Source organism: Deinococcus multiflagellatus (assembly GCF_020166415.1).
In the GTDB taxonomy this organism is placed as follows: domain Bacteria; phylum Deinococcota; class Deinococci; order Deinococcales; family Deinococcaceae; genus Deinococcus; species Deinococcus multiflagellatus.
In genome coordinates, this window is record NZ_JAIQXV010000003.1 from 20716 (window position 1) to 38958 (window position 18243).

General features: G+C 70.2%; 16 protein-coding genes. 5 read left to right on the forward strand and 11 right to left on the reverse strand.

The window, feature by feature from the left end:
* Positions 1 to 43 precede the first annotated feature (43 nt).
* Positions 44 to 862 (reverse strand): patatin-like phospholipase family protein, encoded by an 819-nt coding sequence (locus K7W41_RS05200; protein WP_224605406.1) that lies wholly within the window; start codon positions 860 to 862, stop codon positions 44 to 46.
* A 315-nt stretch (positions 863 to 1177) separates the two neighbouring features.
* On the opposite strand from K7W41_RS05200, the gene K7W41_RS05205 reads away from it, so the two are divergent.
* A complete protein-coding gene (locus K7W41_RS05205; protein WP_224605408.1) occupies positions 1178 to 1930 on the forward strand; it encodes a serine/threonine-protein kinase in 753 nt (250 codons plus the stop codon).
* A 545-nt stretch (positions 1931 to 2475) separates the two neighbouring features.
* Here K7W41_RS05205 and K7W41_RS05210 read toward each other — a convergent pair.
* The 8 genes from K7W41_RS05210 to K7W41_RS05245 form a co-directional block, all read right to left on the reverse strand.
* The gene (locus K7W41_RS05210; protein ID WP_224605410.1) at positions 2476 to 4071 is read right to left on the reverse strand and encodes an alpha-amylase family glycosyl hydrolase; all 1596 of its coding nucleotides are present in this window, start codon (positions 4069 to 4071) and stop codon (positions 2476 to 2478) included.
* Between the two features lie 88 nt (positions 4072 to 4159).
* Positions 4160 to 5293 (reverse strand): LCP family protein, encoded by a 1134-nt coding sequence (locus K7W41_RS05215; RefSeq protein ID WP_449508525.1) that lies wholly within the window; start codon positions 5291 to 5293, stop codon positions 4160 to 4162.
* Positions 5294 to 5328: 35 nt separating this feature from the next.
* Positions 5329 to 5910, reverse strand: a complete 582-nt coding sequence (locus K7W41_RS05220; protein WP_224605412.1) for a GNAT family N-acetyltransferase — start codon at positions 5908 to 5910, stop codon at positions 5329 to 5331.
* A gap of 99 nt (positions 5911 to 6009) precedes the next feature.
* Positions 6010 to 6504, reverse strand: a complete 495-nt coding sequence (locus K7W41_RS05225) for a hypothetical protein (protein WP_224605414.1) — start codon at positions 6502 to 6504, stop codon at positions 6010 to 6012.
* Between the two features lie 327 nt (positions 6505 to 6831).
* The gene (locus tag K7W41_RS05230) at positions 6832 to 9054 is read right to left on the reverse strand and encodes an AAA family ATPase (RefSeq protein WP_224605415.1); all 2223 of its coding nucleotides are present in this window, start codon (positions 9052 to 9054) and stop codon (positions 6832 to 6834) included.
* A 31-nt stretch (positions 9055 to 9085) separates the two neighbouring features.
* Positions 9086 to 9394, reverse strand: a complete 309-nt coding sequence (gene clpS, locus K7W41_RS05235) for an ATP-dependent Clp protease adapter ClpS (protein WP_224605417.1) — start codon at positions 9392 to 9394, stop codon at positions 9086 to 9088.
* Between the two features lie 117 nt (positions 9395 to 9511).
* Positions 9512 to 10195 carry a YtxH domain-containing protein gene (locus K7W41_RS05240; RefSeq protein WP_224605419.1) on the reverse strand — a complete coding sequence of 228 codons (684 nt, stop codon included), beginning with the start codon at positions 10193 to 10195 and terminating at the stop codon, positions 9512 to 9514.
* Positions 10196 to 10540: 345 nt separating this feature from the next.
* Positions 10541 to 10915: a hypothetical protein gene (locus K7W41_RS05245; RefSeq protein WP_224605420.1), complete on the reverse strand. Its 375-nt coding sequence runs from the start codon at positions 10913 to 10915 to the stop codon at positions 10541 to 10543.
* Between the two features lie 131 nt (positions 10916 to 11046).
* On the opposite strand from K7W41_RS05245, the gene K7W41_RS05250 reads away from it, so the two are divergent.
* From K7W41_RS05250 to K7W41_RS05260, 3 genes are all read left to right on the forward strand, one after another.
* Positions 11047 to 12027 (forward strand): DUF1517 domain-containing protein, encoded by a 981-nt coding sequence (locus tag K7W41_RS05250; RefSeq protein ID WP_224605423.1) that lies wholly within the window; start codon positions 11047 to 11049, stop codon positions 12025 to 12027.
* A 256-nt stretch (positions 12028 to 12283) separates the two neighbouring features.
* Positions 12284 to 13930: a catalase gene (locus K7W41_RS05255; protein ID WP_224605425.1), complete on the forward strand. Its 1647-nt coding sequence runs from the start codon at positions 12284 to 12286 to the stop codon at positions 13928 to 13930.
* Positions 13931 to 14085: 155 nt separating this feature from the next.
* Complete coding sequence (locus tag K7W41_RS05260; RefSeq protein WP_224605427.1) at positions 14086 to 14412, forward strand: HNH endonuclease; 327 nt, start codon at positions 14086 to 14088, stop codon at positions 14410 to 14412.
* A gap of 76 nt (positions 14413 to 14488) precedes the next feature.
* Here the strand turns inward: K7W41_RS05260 and K7W41_RS05265 are convergent, their stop codons facing one another.
* Positions 14489 to 15187 carry a c-type cytochrome gene (locus tag K7W41_RS05265; RefSeq protein WP_224605429.1) on the reverse strand — a complete coding sequence of 233 codons (699 nt, stop codon included), beginning with the start codon at positions 15185 to 15187 and terminating at the stop codon, positions 14489 to 14491.
* 44 nt (positions 15188 to 15231) lie between these two features.
* Positions 15232 to 16056: a phosphatase PAP2 family protein gene (locus K7W41_RS05270; protein ID WP_224605431.1), complete on the reverse strand. Its 825-nt coding sequence runs from the start codon at positions 16054 to 16056 to the stop codon at positions 15232 to 15234.
* A 131-nt stretch (positions 16057 to 16187) separates the two neighbouring features.
* Here K7W41_RS05270 and K7W41_RS05275 point away from each other — a divergent pair, with 131 nt between their 5' ends.
* The gene (locus K7W41_RS05275; protein WP_224605433.1) at positions 16188 to 17762 is read left to right on the forward strand and encodes an ABC transporter ATP-binding protein; all 1575 of its coding nucleotides are present in this window, start codon (positions 16188 to 16190) and stop codon (positions 17760 to 17762) included.
* Positions 17763 to 18243 lie beyond the last annotated feature (481 nt).

Consider the following 18243-nt stretch of genomic DNA (forward strand, 5'->3'; position numbering starts at 1 on the left):
CGAGCAGCATAGCGCCCGGCGGGCCAGGGCCGGGGGGGCCCCCCTACGTGCTGGGGCGCGGCGCCGGCTGCAGGGTCAGCAGGCGCGCCAGGTTGGCCTGCGCCGCGTCCCGCCCCGCCGCAATGGCCTGGTCGCTGCGGTGAAAGGTCATCAGGTCAATGTCACCCAGCTGCGGGCGCAGCTGCACGTCCGGGCGGTAGAGGTTCACCCGGGCGTCGGTCAGCTGCGCCTGCATGATCTCCACGGCCCGGCGCAGGGCGCGCACCGGCCCCAGGGTCGCGCCCCCCCGGCGCCAGGGCAGGGTGCGGCGCCCCTCCAGTTCCAGGGGGTCGGGCGCCGTGACGTTCACCGCCAGCACCTGCCGCGCGCCCAGGAACAGCGCGGCGTCCACCGGCAACTGGTTCAGAATCCCGCCGTCAGACAGCAGCATGTCCTCGTAGGGCACCGGCTCCAGGGCGCCGGGATAAGCGGTGGTGGCGCGCAGGGCGTCGTGCAGGTTCCCGCGCGTGAGGTACACCGCGCGCCCCGAGAGCAGATCGGTGGCGGTGATGGCCAGCGGCGTGGGCAGTTCTTCGAACGTTTCGGGCAGGTGCTGCGCCAGCCAGGCACTCAGGGTGGTCTGCCGGATCAGGCCCGGCGTGGGCCGCAGGTCCAGCAGGCGCCGCCACGACACGCTGCGGGCCAGCCGCTCCAGTTCGTCGGCGCGGTAGCCGGCCGCAATAAAAGCCCCCACCAGGCCGCCCATGCTGGTGCCGGCCACCACCGCGGGGCGCAGGTCGTGGGCTTCAAGCACCTCCCACACCCCCAGGTGCGCCAGCCCCCGCGCCCCGCCGCCCCCCAGGACCAGGCCGTAGCCTTTCATGCCCTGGCCCGCGCAGCGCCGCGCTGGTGTGGCCTGGCGCGCCTTCCGGCACAAACGGGGTGGCCGGACATGGGGCCGCGACAGCGCCGAGGGCGAGACCCATCCAGTTTGGTTCTGGACGGGCCAGAGCGGGCAGGCAGCTGGATCATGCCCTCGATTCTGACAGTGCAGCCCGGGGGCTGGCGCCCGGGGCCGCCCCAGGGGCGCCCACGCGGTGTCTGCGGCGCGCCGCTGTGCCCAGTGCGCCGCTGCCGCTGGGCCGCTGCCCCCGGAGGGGAGAAGCGCACCCCCCCCAAGGTGGTGTAGTTTGAATTGATGCCTCTGGCGGGTCAGGTGGTGGGAGACGGCGTGCGACTGGTCCGGCCGGTGGGCCGTGGGTCGCACAGTCTGGTGTACTTCGCCGTGGACCGTACGGGGCAGCCCTGCGCCGTCAAGATCTTTCCGGCCCACCTGCAGGGCTACGCCGACCGGGAATACCAGCACGGCCACCACCTGGACCACACGCGGCTGGTGCGCGTGATGGCCCGCACCACCGTGGACGGTCAGCCCGCGCTGGTCAGCACCCTGGCGCGCGGCGAGGTGCTGTTTGGCCGCTACGGCCAGCGCCCGGCCGCCACCACCGAGCGCCGCCCCTTTCTACTGACCCTGGTGCATCTGCTGGACGCCCTGGGATACCTGCACGGCCTGGGGCTGGTGCACCGCGACATCAAGCCTGAAAACGTGATGGTGGAAGACGACGGCAGCGCCAAGCTGGTGGACTACGACCTGTCGGGCCCGGCCTTCGAGGTGTTCAGCACGCCCACGCGCCTGGGCACCGCCGCTTTCCAGAGCCCCGAAGCCCGCCGGGGCGAGCCGCTGGGCCCCGAAAGCGACCTGTACGGGGTGGGCGTGCTGCTGGGCTGGGGCCTGTACGGCGCCCTGCCTGACCCTGAAGAGCCCTACCCCCTGACGAGTGATCCCCTGGGCGCCCTGCACCTGGCCCTGACCCACCCCGAGCGCCGCGAGCGCCCCGGCGACGCCGCGCAGGTGCGCCAGGAACTGCTGCGGCTGGCGAGCCTGCCCTACTGAGGGCGGTCAGAGGAGAACAAATCAGGGTCGCCCCAGGGTGAAAAGAGGCTGTCTCTGCACAGGGCAGGGGGTGGGCGGCCTGGAAGGGTGAGCCTAATGAACGGGCTGACAGCGGTCATCCGTTCCGCCCTGGAGAGAACAGCACCCCCCTCAACGCCACGCCAACCGCTGTCTGTCGCGGTCACTCGCTTCGCTCGCCCCACATCACCTGAAGGTCAACCCTTCAGGTGATGTGGTTACCGCTATGACGCCATGAGCGCGGCTGGGCAGGCTGTTCAAAGCGGTGGCGGGGGCAGCGTCGGTCGGGCCGTGTTGGGCGCTGAACCCAGTTGCCTCCCGCTGCGGCGCCGCTCCGCGGCTTCGCTGCAGGGCCAGGCAAAAACAGCGGGGTCAGTGGGCCGCGAAGCGCGGGCACAAGTCCGGTTTCTGGGTGCCAGGTGGGGCCGCCGGGCGTCAAGCTGGCAGCCAGCCCACATGCCTTCACCCTGGTGCCATCAGAAACGGGCCGCCTCCGCGAGAGGCCGCCCATTCCCGTCCACTTCCGCTCAGCGCAGGATGCGGGCCTCATGGGGGCGCAGGGGCGCGCCGCTGGCGGGCATGTCGCCCCAGCTGCTCAGCAGGGTCTGGCCCCCGGTCAGCTCGCCCAGGTCCTGGTGTTCGCCGCTGAAGTTCAGCAGCACCGTCAGGCGCTCGCCGTCGCCCTCGCGCACAAAGGCGAAAACGCCCTCGCCCGCGTCCACGCTGCGGTAGGTGCCGCCCACCAGCGCCGGGTGGTCGGCGCGCAGGCGGGTCAGGGCGCGGAAGTAGTGCAGGTCGCTGTGGGGGTCCGCTTCCTGGGCGGCCACATGGCGCTGCGCGGCGTCGTCGCCCAGGGGCAGCCACGGGGTGGTGCCGGGCGCACTGAAGCCCGCGTTCTCGCCCGCGTCCCAGGGCATCGGCGTGCGTTCGGGGTCGCGGCTGGCGCCGGGCACATCTGGCTGCTGCAACCCGGCCGGGTCCACCATGCGCTCGGGGGGCACCGGCACGTTCTCCATGCCTATCTCGTCGCCGTAGTACACGGTGGGGGTGCCGCGCAGGGTCAGCAGCAGGGTCTGGGCCACGCGGTACTGCGCTGGCCCCAGGCGGGTCTTGAAGCGGTGCTGGTCGTGGTTGCCCAGCACCCAGTTGGGCCAGGTGCCCGCCGCCCGGCACGCCGCGTCGTAGCGGTCGGCAAAGGCGCGTACGGCCTCCGGGCGCCAGGGCATCAGGATCAGGTGAAAGTTAAAGGGCAGGTGCACCATCTGGGCGTCGGCCGTGCCGGCGTAGGGCAGCAGCTGCTCTATGGGCAGGTAAATCTCGCCCACCATCATGCGGTCCTCGAATTCATCGAGCACCGCGCGCATCTGCCGGATGTACTCATGGGTTTCGGGCTGGTCCTGGGTGTAGGGGTGCAGCAGGCGCCAGTGCTCGGGCTGGCCTTCTTTCCACTCGGGGTTCTCGGGCTCGTCCAGAAAGCGCTCGTCCTCGGCCAGCAGCCAGATCACGTCCACCCGGAAGCCGTCCACGCCCCGGCGCATCCAGAAGCGCAGCACCTCGAACATGGCCTCTCTCACCAGGGGGTTACGCCAGTTCAGATCCGGCTGGGTGGGCAAAAACTGGTGCAGGTAGTACTGGCCGCTCGCCTCGTCCAGCGTCCAGGCCGGGCCACCGAAAAAGGACTTCCAGTTGTTGGGCACGCCGCCGCCCGGGGCCGGGTCGCGCCACACGTACCAGTCGCGCTGGTCGCTGTCTTTGCCGCTCAGCGCCGCCTGGAACCATACGTGGTCCGAGGACGTGTGGTTGGGCACATAGTCCAGCATGACCTTCAGACCCAGGCGGTGGGCCTCGGCCACCAGCGCGTCAAAGTCGGCCAGGGTGCCGAACAGGGGGTCAATGTCGCAGTAGTCGGCCACGTCGTAGCCGAAGTCGCGCATGGGGCTTTTGAAGATGGGGGAGAGCCACACCGCCTGCACCCCCAGGCTGGCCACGTAGGGCAGGCGCCGCGTGATCCCGCGCAGGTCGCCCACGCCGTCGCCGCTGTCGTCCTGAAAGGAGCGCGGGTAGATCTGGTAGATGATGCCGCTCTGCCACCACTTCAGTTCGCCGCTCAGGGAGGGGGTCATGCGGGCAGGGTAACAGGTGAATCCAGCGGGCTGAATCGTTTCAGAAGATGGTGTCTAGACAGAAAGGTGGGGGCCCTCGCGGGCGGCTTTACTCGCCCGGGGTGTCGTTGCCCAGCCGCACGGTGACGTCGGCGCCGGGGGCTCCGGCGGCCTGCGAGACGGCGCCGTGGCCCACGTCCTGCAGCACCCGCGCGGCGGCCTCGCCGGTGGCGGTGGTGGTGGCCGGCGCACGCGCCTCGTTCACGATCCAGACGTTGCTGTAGCCCAGGGCTTCCAGGCGGGCTTTCAGGCGCCGGGCGCTGCCGTCCGGGGCGTCGGTGTTGACCACCGCCACGCCCAGTGAGCGCGGGTCGTTGGGGTCGCGGAAGTGCTTGGCGAGGGTCGTTCGCAGCGCAGCGCGGTCCACCGCCCAGGTGCCGCCGGCACCGAAATCGCCGGGCACGCTGAAGGTTTGCAGCTTCACGCCGCCCAGGGCCGCGCCCAGCAGGGCCGCCACCTGCGCCCGGCTGAGGTTGGTTTTCATGTTGCGGTCCGCCGCGCCCACCATGGCGGGCAGGCGCCACCAGTGCAGCGGGTTTTTTGCCTGCGCGGCCAGGGCCCCCAGAAACTGCTGCTGGCGGGCAATGCGGCCAATATCGCCCAGGTTGTCCTTGCGAAAGCGCAGGAAACCCACCGCCTGTTCGCCGTTCAGGCGCTGGCGGCCCGGCTTCAGGTCAATGTGCAGGTGGCCGGCGTTGTCGTCGTACTTCATGGGCTGCTGCACGTCCACGGTCACGCCGCCCGCCGCGTCGGTCAGCGCGGGCAGGGCGTTCAGGCTCAGGAGGGCGTGGGCGTCCACCCGCATGCCCGTCAGGCTCTCGACGGCGCGCACCAGCATTCCGGGGCCGCCATGCGCGTTGGCGCCATTGATCTTGCCCCAGCCGTAGCCCGGGATGTTCACCCAGGAGTCGCGCGGGATGCTCAGCAGGTTCACGCGGCCGTCCGGCCACGCCTGCGCCAGCATGAGGGTGTCGGTGCGGCCATTGTAATTTTCGGGCTTGGCCGGGTAGGGCCAGACTGGGGCCGTGTCGTCGTAGTTCACGTCCACGCCGGCCAGCAGCACGTTCACGGGGCCATCCGCTTTTTTGGGTAGGGTGCCGTAGCGGCTCAGAAAGGGAACGGCAGGGGCCAGCAGGGCGCCCACACCCGCCAGGGCAACCAGAACAACAACAGCGGCACGCACGCTGCCGAGCATAACGCCCGCGCGCATGGGCAGGGTCACTCCGAAGGGGCAGAGACGGGGCGCACGAGGTGCGTGTAGGTCCCCCCGGCCAGCTGCCGTGTGCCCACCGGGCGAAAGCCGGCGCGGGCGTACAGGCGCGCAGCGGGATTGTCGGCCTCCACCAGCAGCCCCACCCGGGGCAGGCCCAGCCCGGCGGCCCAGTGGGCGGTGTGCGCCAGCAGATGGGCCCCCAGGCCCTGGCCCCGGGCGGCCGGCACCACGGCCAGCGTGTCCAGGTACAGTTCGCCGGGGGTGCCCTCACTCTCTATATCGTCCGGCTGGCCCAGGGCCTGCAGGCGGGCGCGCCAGGGTTCATCCAGCGCCCAGGCGTTGGCCCCGGGGTAGGCCACCGACAGACCCAGCGGCTCGCCTGCCCGCTCCAGCACCCGGACGCGCTCCAGACTCAAGCGGTGCCCAGGCTGCGCCCAGTGGGCCTGAATCACCCGCGCCGCCGATTCATCGCTCTGCGTGCCCGTCAGCGCCCAGCCGATGCGGCCAATGGTCGCCTGAATGAGCGGCGCGGCAAAGGCGGCGTCGTCCGGGGTGGCCGGGCGGACCATGGGCGGGGAGGACGGCATGGGGCAAGAATACGGGTCTGGCTGCGGGCAGCCCGAGGCTGCACGGCGACCCCAGCAAGCACCGGCCCCCACGAGGAGAGCCGGCGCAGGCAAAGCGGATCAGTTCAGGGTGATCTTGGTGGCGTTCAGGGTTTTGCTGGTCTCGTCAATCTTGCCTTCCACAGCGACCTTGGCGTCAGCGCGGTCGGTGCCGAAGAATTCCTCGGCGGTGGTGGCGCCGCCTTCGTACACGGTCTCCGGCGAAACCTTGACCGCGTAGTTGGCGTCGTTCTCGTTCAGGGTAAAGCTCTGGCCCGTGCCGTTAAAGTCGGTCACGGTGCCTTCCAGCCCGTTGCCCATCGCCATGTCCATCTCTTCGCTCGCGTTGGCGTCGTCGTTGTTGGTCAGGGTGCTGTCGGCGCCGGAATCCGCCGGGTCGTTGGCCGCGTCGGTGGTGTCGGTCGTGGCCGTATCGGTGCTGGTGTCGGCGGTGCCCACGTCGCTGGTGTCGGTTGAGGTGGTCGTGGTCTCGGTGGTGGTGGTCGCGGCGTCGTTCTTGGGCGCGCAGGACGCGAGCAGGGCAGCGGTGAGCAGAACCAGCAGGGTCGGTTTCATGCCTGCCATCTTCCCGGCTAAGTGGGAACACGGCGTGAGCAGAAAGGCACTAAACCTTTACCTCCTTTGCGTTCAGTTCATAGCGGAGCCCACAGTCATTTTGCCCTTTTCACCGTAAAGCGCAGGGCTGCGGCGCCGGAACATGCGGCGGTTTCCCGGATGTGCTGGCGGGCCCCCGTGCGCCTGAACCGGTGCCTGATGGGGCGTTGGGGCAGACGCCAGGTGAGGGTCAGCGGCCAGCCCGCATGCCGCCCCCCTGCCAGACGCGGCGGCCACTCCTGCCGGTCTTGGGCCAGAGGCGGCTGAGCCCCTCACCCGGTTTGGCGCTCAGGTCACGACCAGCTGTCCGTCCTGCACATCAGCCGTGGCAACCCCGCCGCCTTTCAGGTGGCCGAACAGCAGGGCGTCAGCCAGGGGCTGCTTGAGGTGGGTGTCAAGCACGCGGGCCAGGGGCCGGGCCCCCAGCGCCGGGTCGTAGCCCAGGGCGGCCAGCCGGGCGCGGGCCGCCGGGGTGACCGTCAGCGTGACGCCCCGTTCCTGCAGTTGCGCCTGCAGCTCGCGCAGGAACTTGTCCACCACATGGTCCATGACGGCCGGAGACAGCGGCGCAAAGTGCAACGTGGCGTCCAGCCGGTTGCGGAATTCGGGGGTAAAGGTGCGCTTCACCGCCTCGGCTTCCTCGCCGCTGCGGCCCATGCGGGAAAACCCCAGCGCCGGGCGCGCGGCGTCGGCGGCGCCCGCGTTGGTGGTGAAGATCAGGATCAGGCCCCGGCCATCCACCTTCTTGCCGGTGTGGTCGGTCAGGGTGCCGTGGTCCATCAGCTGCAGGAAAAGGTTGTAGACGTCCGGGTGCGCCTTTTCGATCTCGTCGAGCAGCACCACCGCATGCGGGTGTTTGGCCACGGCGTCGGTGAGCAGGCCGCCCTGGTCAAAGCCCACGTAGCCGGGCGGGGCGCCGATCAGGCGGGCCACCGTGTGCGCTTCCTGGTACTCGCTCATGTCAAAGCGCGCCAGATGAATGCCCAGGCGCTCGGCCAGCGCGCGGGCCAGTTCGGTCTTGCCTACGCCCGTGGGCCCAGCAAACAGAAACATGCCCTGGGGCTTGTTCGGGTCGCGCAGCCCGGCGCGCGCCAGCTTCACGGCATTCGCCACCGCCCCCACCGCCGCGTCCTGGCCGTACACCCGCGCCTTCAGGTCTGCTTCCAGCGTCGCCAGCGAGGTGACTTCCTCGGCCTTGACCGCCCCCAGCGGCACCCGGGCCATGCGGGCCACCGTGGCCTCGATCTCGGGCACGTCCAGGCGCCCCCCCTGGCCACTGCTGGACCGGGCCGCGCCCGCCTCGTCCAGCACGTCAATGGCCTTGTCGGGCAGGAAGCGGTCGCGCAGGTGCCGCACCGACAGGCGCACGGCCGCCTCCAGCGCCGCCGGGGTGTAGGTCACGCCGTGGTGCGCCGCGTAGCGGCCAGACAGGCCCTGCACGATGGCCAGGGCGTCCTCCTCGGTGGGTTCGGGCACCTCCACGGTCTGAAAGCGGCGCCACAGCGCGCGGTCTTTTTCCAGGTGGCGCACCTCGGCGGGGGTGGTGGCCCCCAGCACCCGCAGTCGCCCCCGGGCCAGCGCCGGTTTCAGCAGGTTGGCGGCGTCCACGCTGCCGCCCTCGGTGGCGCCGGCACCCACCAGGGTGTGCAGTTCGTCAATGAACAGCACGGCGTTCTGGCCGTCCAGCGCGGCCAGCACCCCCTTGAGCCGCTGCTCGAAATCGCCCCGGTAGCGCGTGCCCGCCAGCAGCGCGCCCAGGTCCAGGGCGTACACGGCCGCGCCGCGCAGGAAGCCCGGGGCCTGCCCACCCGCCACCCGCTGCGCCAGCCCCTCGGCCAGGGCGGTTTTGCCTACGCCGGGTTCGCCCACCAGCACGGGGTTGTTTTTCGTGCGCCGCGCCAGGATGTGCACCACGCGCTCCAGTTCGGCCGCGCGGCCAATCACTGGGTCAAAGGCGCCCGCGCGGGCCTGGGCCGTCAGGTCGCTGGCGTAGGCGGCCAGCGGGTCGGGCTCGGCGTCCGGGGCGGGGGCCGTGTCCCCGGGGCCATCCACGCCCGCCACGCGGCGCTCGCGCTCGCGGCCGGGCACCTTGGCCACCCCGTGCGACAGGTAGTTCAGCACGTCGAGCCGCGTGACCCCCTGCGCTTCCAGGGCGGCGCGGGCGGCGCTGTCGTCCTCTTCCAGCAGTTCGGCCAGCACCCGGGCGCCGTCGGCCTGCTCGCGGCCCTTGCCGCTGGCATGCAGCTGCAGCACCGCGCCTTCCACCACCCGGTGCACGCCCAGCGTGAAATCGGGCTCGGCGTCTGGCAGGGTCTCCAGGTCGGCCAGGGCACCGTGCAGGGCGTCGCGCAGGCGCGGCACGTCCACGCCCAGGGCCAGCAGGGCGTCCCTGGCTTCGGGGTCGTGCGTCAGGGCCAGGAGCAGGTGTTCCTGGGTGACATATTCGTGCCCCGCCTCGCGCGCGTAGTCGGCGGCGCGGGCAATCGTGACTTGCAGGTGGTCTCCAATCATGTGCGCCTCCGGGGGCCGCGCGCTGGGTGCTTCATTCCGGCTCCGCCACCACCCGCAGCGGGTGGCCTTCCTGCCGGGCGTGGGCCGTGACCTGCGCCACCTTGGTCTCGGCCACGTCGCGCGGGTACACGCCCGCCATCCCCTGACCCTTGCGGTGCACCGCCAGCATGATCAGTTCGGCGTCCTGCTCGCCCTTGCGAAAGTAGCGCCGCAGCACCATCACCACGAAGTCCATGGGCGTGTAGTCGTCGTTCAGCAGCAGCACCCGAAACAGCCGGGGCTTCTCGGTGTGCGTGCGCTCCAGTGTCTGGGTCTGGCCCTGCTCCTCCCGGCGCGTCATGGGGCGAGTGTAGCGGCCCGTGCCCGGGGCGGGCAGGAACACGCCTTACGGTGTGGGCGCGCGGAAGAGCAAAGCGCCCCTCCCAGGGCGGAGGGGCGGGGAGAGAGGCGTGAAGTATCAGGCTTTGCCGTTGCTGCCGGGCTTGGGCCCCGTGCCCGCATTGCCCTGCTGGCCCTGGTTCGCCTGGGGCTGGGGGCCCTGGCCTGCTGCGCCTTGGGCTGGGGCGCTGCCCTGGGCCGGGGTGCTGGCGGGTTGGCCGGCGGGTTTCTGGGCGTTCTGATCCTGGGTGCTCTGGCCCGCACCCTGCGCGGCTGTCTGGGCTGCGGTCTTGGCCCCCTCGGCGGCCTGCTGCGCGCCCGCTTTCAGGTCGCTGTCGGCCTGCGCGGCGCCCGCCTTGGCCTCGGCCTTCAGGTCTTGGGCCTTGTCGCTGGCGGTCTGGGCCACGCCCTGGGCAGCGGCCCCGGCCTGCGTGGCGGCGCTGCTCACGGCCGTTTTCACGTCGCCGGCCACGTCCTTGGCCTTTTCGGCGGCGGCCTGCACCCCGCCCGAGGCGGCGGCGTCCTTGACCTCACCGGCTTTCTCGGCCAGCACGGCGCCCGCGTCCTTGGCGGCCTCCTTGGTCTTTTCCCAGCCCTTGGTCACGCTCTGGCCCACGTCGTGCGCGGCGTCTTTCAGGCCCAGTTCGGCCAGCTTGGCGTCCAGGGCGCGGCGGTTCTGCTCGCGGCTGAAGTAGTACGCACCGGCGCCCACCAGGGCACCCAGGACCAGCAGACGTTTCAGGGGAAAATGATGCTCTCTCATGAGAAAGAGCCTACGCCCCCCTCATCTGTGCGGGATGAGCCGCAATTTACAGGCGGTTCACGCCGGAGGGCCAGGGGAAGGGGGCAGGGTAGAGGTAGACCCCGGTCAAGCCGTTTATGTCAACGCTTTCATTCAAGCGGCGCGGGAAGGAAAATGAATGCCCGGCGTGGCGTGGGAGACCCGGTTTCTGTTCCTTGTGCCGTGCGGCACAGACGGCAGCCTGTCTGATGTGGCTTCCGGATGACAGCCCCTGCACTTCGGCGCTTCCACGCCTCTGCGTCCGCGTTGTTCCTTCGCCCTCCGTTCGGGTGCACCAGTGCTTCCAGAACGGATAAGCCGCAATCCCTATCCGTCCACCGGCAGGCCCAGGCGGCGGGCAAGGTCCTCGCTCAGAATCCAGTCTTCGGGTTCGTCCAGGCCCTGCACCTGCACCAGCACGCAGCCGCGCTCCAGATAAAAGGCCACGATCTTGGCCCAGGCTTCGGCCTCGGATCCCGCTTCTTCCTCAATGTCTTCCAGGGTGCCCCACAGGTCGCCGTCCACCTCGGCGCTGCGCAGGGCTTCGGCGTGGCCGCTGAGCACCCAGGCGTCCACCACCTCATCCGGGGCGTAGGTCTGGCCCGGCTGGCGCAGGTCCAGGCGGTCGCCACGCTCGTACAGGCCGGCCAGAAAGGCGTCCCAGGCGTCGGGGCTCAGGGTGATCGGGGCGCGGGCACTCACGCCGGTCAGTGTACGCCGCCTCTGCCGGGGGCAGCCCAGGGCGCACCGGCGCGGTCCTTTGTGAACAAAACCGCCAAAAACCCCATAAGAAACGGTGCAGGCACCCTTCTGGGCGGCCGGTAGACTGCGGTATGACCGCACCGTCTGCCCTTCTTGCCACGCTGCGCCGCTTTCTGCTGCTGATCCTGCTGTTGCCCCCGCTGCTGGGGCTGGCCCACGCGCAGTCCGGCGGCGGGTTTGGGGGCCGCAGCTCTGGCAGTTCGGGCGGAGGGTACGGCGGTGGCGGCTACAGCAGTCCCTCGCGTGGTGGGGGGTACGGGGGCGGCTACAGCGGTGGGTACGGCGGCGGGTATGGCGGCGGCTACAGCGGGCCCATCATCATTGGTGGCGGCGGCTACGGCGGCGGCTTTGGGTACGGCGGGGGCGGCGGCTTTGGCTTGATCGGCCTGCTGATTCTGGGCGGCGTGGTGTTCATGGTGGTGGGCGCCATGCGCCGGGGGCTGGGAGGCGGCGGCGCGCGTGGCCTGGGCGCGGTGAGCGGCACCGCGCAGGCCCTGAGCGTGCAACTGCTGCTGGCCGAGGGCGACGAGGTCAAGCGCGCCCTGGCCCGCGTGGCCCAGACCGGCGACCCCGACACCAACGAGGGCCTGACCCGCATGCTGCAGGAGGCCGCGCTGGTGCTGCTGCGCCACCCTGACCGCTGGGTGTACGGCCACGTGCAGCGTGCCCAGGGTTCGGCGGCCACCGCCGACAGTCAGGTGGGCGCCTGGGCCACGCAGGCCCGCGCCGCCTTTACCGAGCAGACCACCAGCAACTACCAGAACAACGACCCCCGCAGCGGCTACGCGCACCGCGAGGACTACACCTTTCAGCACGAGGCCGGCGACCAGTACCTCGCCGTGACCATCGCCGTGGCGGCCCACGCCCTGGCCGCCCTGCCCCCGGCAGGCGTGACCACCGCCCAGGAGGCCCGCGCCGCCCTGAGCGCCATCAGCAGTGTGACCCCCGGCGACCTGATCCGCGCCGAGGTGATCTGGAGCCCCGACGCCCCCGGCGAATTCCTCAGCGAAGACGAGGCCATCCAGAAATACCCTGATTTGACGCGGCTGTAAGAGAAAAGGAGGCTGGGCGCCCGGGAAAAGTGGGGGCGCCCAGCCTCTCGCTGTGATGGGGGAGGGGGAGAGGGGGTTTCAGCGGTGCCCCTTGGCCCGGTAGCGCACAAGACCCAGACCCCCTTCTCTTGCCAAACAGTCCACTCTAGGCCCCCAGCCGCCCACCGCTGTACGCCGTCCCACAAAGCGCCGCGCTGTCTCTGCCCACTGAACTGCACGCCAATGGTTGCCCCGCAAACTTGGGTATAACCGGCGTATGGACGACCAGACCCGCCAGAACCCGCCCAGCCAGACCGAAACCACGCCCGACCCGTCCGGCACGGCGGCCCAGGGCGCCGGACATCCCGCCGACCCCCGCCACAGCGAGGGCGAAACGGCCCAGACGCTCACCACGCGCCAGGGCCACCCGGTCACCGACAACCAGCACCTGCGCACGGTGGGCCCGCGCGGCCCGGTGACGCTGGAGAACTACCACTTTCTGGAGAAGATCAGCCACTTTGACCGTGAGCGGGTGCCCGAGCGCGTGGTGCATGCCCGGGGGGCCGGCGCCCACGGCGTGTTCGAGGCCTACGGCACGGTGGGCGGCGAGCCCATCAGCAAGTACACCCGCGCCAAGCTGTTTCAGGAGGCCGGCAAGCAAACCCCCGTGTTCGTGCGCTTTTCCAGCGTGATCCACGGGGGGCACTCGCCCGAAACCCTGCGCGACCCCCGGGGCTTTGCGGTGAAGTTCTACACCGAGGACGGCAACTGGGACCTGGTGGGCAACAACCTCAAGGTGTTCTTTATCCGCGACGCCATGAAGTTTCCTGATCTGGTGCACGCCTTCAAGCCCGATCCCGTGACCAACCGGCAAGACGGGCAGCGCATCTTCGACTTCATCAGCCAGACGCCCGAAGCAATGCACATGATCACCTTCCTGTTCTCGCCCTGGGGCATTCCGGCGAACTACCGCCAGATGCAGGGCTCGGGGGTGAACACCTACAAGTGGGTGAACGCGGCCGGCGAGGGCGTGTTGGTCAAGTACCACTGGGAGCCGCTGCAGGGCATTCGCAACCTCACCCAGGCCGAGGCCGAGCAGGTGCAGGGCAAGAACTTCAACCACGCCACCCAGGACCTGTATGACCACATTGCCGCCGGGCAATTCCCCCAGTGGGAACTGTGCGTGCAGATCATGAGCGACGGCGAGCACCCCGAACTGGACTTTGACCCCCTGGACGACACCAAGCTCTGGCCCGAGGACCAGTTCCCCTTCCTGCCCGTGGGCAAGATGACCCTGGACCGCAACCCCGAAAACTACTTTGCCGAGGTGGAACAGGTGGCCTTTGGCACCGGCGTGCTGGTGGACGGCCTGGATTTCAGCGACGACAAGATGCTGCAGGGGCGCACGTTCTCGTATTCGGACACCCAGCGCTACCGCGTGGGCACCAACTACCTGCAACTGCCCATCAACGCGCCCAGGAAGCATGTGGCCACCAACCAGCGCGACGGGCAGATGGCCTACCGCGTGGACACCGCGCCCGGCCAGAACCCGCACGTGAACTACGAGCCCTCGGTGCTGGGCGGCCTGCGTGAGGCCCCGCCCGCCGGCCAGCCGCACACCCCCCACGTCTCAGGCCAGCTGGTGCGCCAGAGCATTGACCGCACCAACGATTTTGGGCAGGCGGGCGAGCGCTACCGCGCCTTTGAGCCCTGGGAGCGCGACGAGCTGATCCGCAACCTCGTGGACACCCTGGCGCCGGTGGACCCCCGCATTCAGCAGCGCATGATTCAGCTCTTCACCCAGTGCGACGCCGACTACGGCCGCCGCGTGGCCGAGGGGCTGGCCCAGGCGCGGCCCCAGGACAAGCAGGCGCAGGCCGTGCAGGACGCCGAGCAGCAGAGCGAGCCCGCCCAGCCGTACTGAAGACCAAGCCGCGCCGAAACAGTCCCGCCCGCAGGCCAGGAGGCATCTGCGGGCGGGACTGTTTTGTTCTGGCCTCCTCTGGCCCCCGCCGTCCACCCCGGCTCTGCGAGGCCCCGCACGGTTGCCCAGGCCTTACCTGCCTATCCTGGCCCCTGATGGCCCGCCACCGCGCCGATTCCGCCTGGCCCCCGCCGCCCCGCGCGCCGCAGCGCTGCGCCCTGTGCGGGCGCGAGGTCCCGCAGCTGACCGAACACCACCTGTTGCCCCGCTCGCAAGGCCGCCGCCAGGGCCTGAAGGCAACCGAACTGCCCACCGCCCTGCTGTGCCCGCCCTGCCACAAGTTCCTGCACCGCACCTTCACCAACGCCGAACTGGCCCGCGACTACGCCGATCTGGACGCCCTGCGCGCCCACGAAGACGTGGCCCGCTTCGTGGCCTGGATTCGCAAGCAGCCGGCCACCAAAGCGGTGCGGGTGAGGTAAGAGGCCGAGGGCTATGAGCCATGGGCCATGAGCTTTGGGGGTTGTCCCCATGGCTCATGGCCCAGAGCTCATGGCCTTATTTCAGCGTGCCCACATACGCCGACACCGCCGCCAGATCCGCGTCCGTCATGGGCTTCAGGGCAATGCGCATGGCGTCGGGGTAGGCGATGCCCACGGGGGGCATGGCGCGGTAAGACTTCAGGGCCGCCAGGGTGGCCGCTTCGCCCAGCCCGGCGATGCTGGGAATGCCCAGGGCCTCGGCCCCCTGGCCGTCCTCGCCGTGGCACACCGCGCAGGCCAGGATGTTGCGGGCCGGGGCACCCTCCAGGTACAGCGCCTTGCCCCGCGCCAGCGGGGTCGCTGCGGCGGCGGGCGTGGTCGTGGCGGGCGGGGTGCTCGGGGGCGGGGTGGGCACGGGCGCAGTGGGCGGCGCCCCCGCCTGGGCGTAGTGCGCCGCCAAGTCCACGATGTCCTGGTCAGACAGGCGCGCGGCCACGCCCTGCATCACGGGGTGCCGCCGGGCGCCGCTGCGGTAGGCCACCAGCGCCGCCTGGGTCTGTGCGGCGGGGCGGCCGGTCAGGTCTGGCGCGCGGCCAGAAGGACCGTGACAACCGGCGCACGACGCGGCGAGGGTGGCGCCCCGGGCCGCGCTGGGCGCTGCCGCGTTCAGGGCGGGGGCAGACGCCGGGGCCGTCTGCGCGAACACCACCGAGGCCAGCAGCAGCGCGGGCAGACCAGCAACAGTAAGGCGGACCGGCGGAGAGAACGTGCCCATAACCAACCTCCAGAAATAGGGGTGCGGTGACCTGCGGATGTGGCCTAGTGTACGGGCTGCGCGGCCGGGGCCGTGGCCGCCACCTGCGCCGGCATCCAGCGGCGCAGCAGCGTGGGCACCACCCAGGCGGCCGTGGCGACCAGCAGGGCGTAGCGCACCGCGCGCCCCAGCGGCAGATCTTTGATGCTCTCGGGCAGGGCGCCCAGGCCGAAATACACGGCGAACACCAGCATCAGGCCCACCACTGCCACGATCAGGCGCCCCGCGACATCGCGCGGGGGAGTGAAGGTGGGGCGCACCGCCCAGAAGCCCGCCAGCAGCCCCAGCCCGGCGCCCACCTCGCGGGGGCTTCCGGCCGGCATGAGCGCAGCGGCCAGCAGCACCAGGGCCGGGGGCAGCCAGCGGCCCAGCGCGTGGTCTGGAAAGTGGCCGCGTGCCCCCAGGGCCGCAAAGCAGACGCCCAGCAGCAGGCCCACAACCGTGTCGCTGGGGTAGTGCACATGCAGGGCGAGGCGCGAGAGGCTGATCAGGGCCACCAGCGCGGCGGCCACGGACCAGAACCAGGGCCGCCCGATCTGCGCCGCCATGCCCAGGTACAGCGTGGCGCTCATCTGCGCGTGCCCGCTGGGCAGGCCCGGTCCCCCGGCCGTGGCCTTGGCGGCTTCCGAGGCCACGCTGGGGTCGCTCCAGAAGGGGCGCGGCAGGTCCAGGCCGTATTTCAGGGCGGTGTTGGTCAGGTAGCTCAGGGCAAAGGCGATGCCCAGGTCCCGCCCCCCAGACGGCCGCACCAGCCAGGTGTACAGGGCCAGCGCCACGATAAAGACCTCGTCACGACCCAGGTTCGTGACCATCAACCAGAAACTGTCCATGAGCTTACATTGTGCCTGATTCCAGCGGCGGGGTAAGGGGGCTGGGCTAAGTGGCTGCCCACCCGGCCCCCCCAGCGCCGCCAGGCCCTGAAACGCGCCGGTTCAGGGCAGGGCGCGGTAAACTGCGGGGTATGACCCTTTCCCAGCCTGACGTGCTCCGGGCCGTTCAGCACAACTCCTCCAACGCGCTGGAACTGCGCGGCATCACCAAGCGCTTTCCGCTGGTGCTGGCCAACGACAACATCTCCATGACCGTGCAGTGGGGCAGCGTGCACGCCCTGTGCGGCGAGAACGGCGCCGGCAAGTCCACCCTGATGAAGATCGTGTACGGCATTCAGCCCCCCACCAGCGGCCAGATTGTCGTGGACGGTGAACCCGTGGACCTGAAAAACCCCAGCGAGGCCATCAAACGCGGCATCGGCATGGTGTTTCAGCACTTCATGCTGGTCGAGACGCTCTCGGTGACCGAAAACGTGATTCTGGGCGCTGAGCCCACCAGCGGCGGCGCCATTGACTACCCGGCCGCCCGGCGGCGCGTGGCCGAGCTGATCAAGCAGTTTGGCTTTGACCTGAACCCCGACGCCATCGTGGGCGAGCTGCCCGTGGGCCAGCAGCAGAAGGTCGAGATCCTTAAAACCCTGTACCGGGGCGCGCGCATCCTGATTCTGGACGAGCCCACCGCCGTGCTGACCCCCAGCGAAACCGACGAACTGTTCGCCTTTCTGAAAAACCAGTACGCCGCCAGCGGCAACGCGGTGATTTTCATCAGCCACAAGCTGCACGAGGTACTGCACATCAGCGACACCATCAGCGTGATCCGCGACGGCAAGATGATCGGCACCATTCCGGCCCAGGGCGCCACCACCGAGCTGCTGGCCCGCATGATGGTGGGCCGCGACGTATCGCTGAAGGTGCAGAAGCAGGCCGCCCAGCCCGGCGCGGTGGCGCTGGACGTGCAGAACGTGGTCGTGAAGGGCGAGCACCACAACGCCGTGGACGGCGTGAGCTTTCAGGTGCGCGCGGGCGAGGTCGTGGGCATTGCTGGCGTGGAAGGCAACGGCCAGAGCGAACTGATTGAGGCGATCACTGGCCTGAAGCCCTACGAGGGGCAGATCAGCTACCTGGGCAAGAGTGCCCGGGGCGTGCGTGAAGTGGAGGCCTCGGGCCTGTCCCACGTCCCCGAGGACCGCAACGAGCGCGGGCTGGTGCTGGAGATGACCACCGCCGAGAACTTCATTCTGGGCGAGCATGACCGCCCGCCCTTTGCGGGCCGCTTTGGGTTCCTGCGCCGCGACGTGATTGAGGAGAACGCCAAGAAGCTGAGCGAGCAGTACGACGTGCGCCCGCGCAGCGCCTCGCTGCCCGCCGGGCGGTACTCCGGGGGCAACGCGCAGAAGATCATCGTGGCGCGCGAGATGCGCAAGGGCCCCAAGATTCTGGTGGCCAGCCAGCCCACGCGCGGCGTGGACATTGGCGCCATTGAGTTCATTCACGCCCGCATCGTGGAGGCGCGTGACCAGGGGCTGGCCGTGCTGCTGGTCAGCGCCGACTTGGGCGAGGTGATGAACCTTGCCGACCGCATTCTGGTGATGTTTGAGGGCAAGATTGTGGGTGAGGTGGACGCGGCCAATGCCACGGAGACGCAGCTGGGGCTGCTGATGACGGGGAGTGGGGAGGATACGACGACGACCAAAGCGGGCTGGTAAGGCCGCACTGGGTTGGGGCGCTCCTGCTGGGTGGTGGGGGCGCTTTTGGTTGAGGGTGTTTGGGGGGAGGAGGGCGATTTTGTTTGCTTGTTTGCCCCACCCCCCCCAGCCCCCCTACCCCGGAGGGGCAGGGGGGAGCGACGTTCGCACTGGGCAAGAGTTTCTACTGGCGTCGGCTGGGGTTGCGCGACCAAGTGACGTGTCCGGCCTCGACGCCATCCGCTGGTAACGCGCAATGGCCCGCGCCCTTCGGGCACGACGGCCTCGTCTGGACCTGGGCGGTCAGGGGGCAAGGGAACTTGGTGCGGCCCAGAAGGTTCTACTTTTGAAAAACACAACGGCCAAATGCCGAAGCTGCTTTTCAAAGTAGAACCTCGTGCCCTCAGCGTCCCCACCCTTCACCCCTACGGGGCGAGCAACGGAAGCCGTCGTGCGCGCAGCGCGCGGGCGTGAGGCGATGGGCGGAGGCGGACCACGGCGT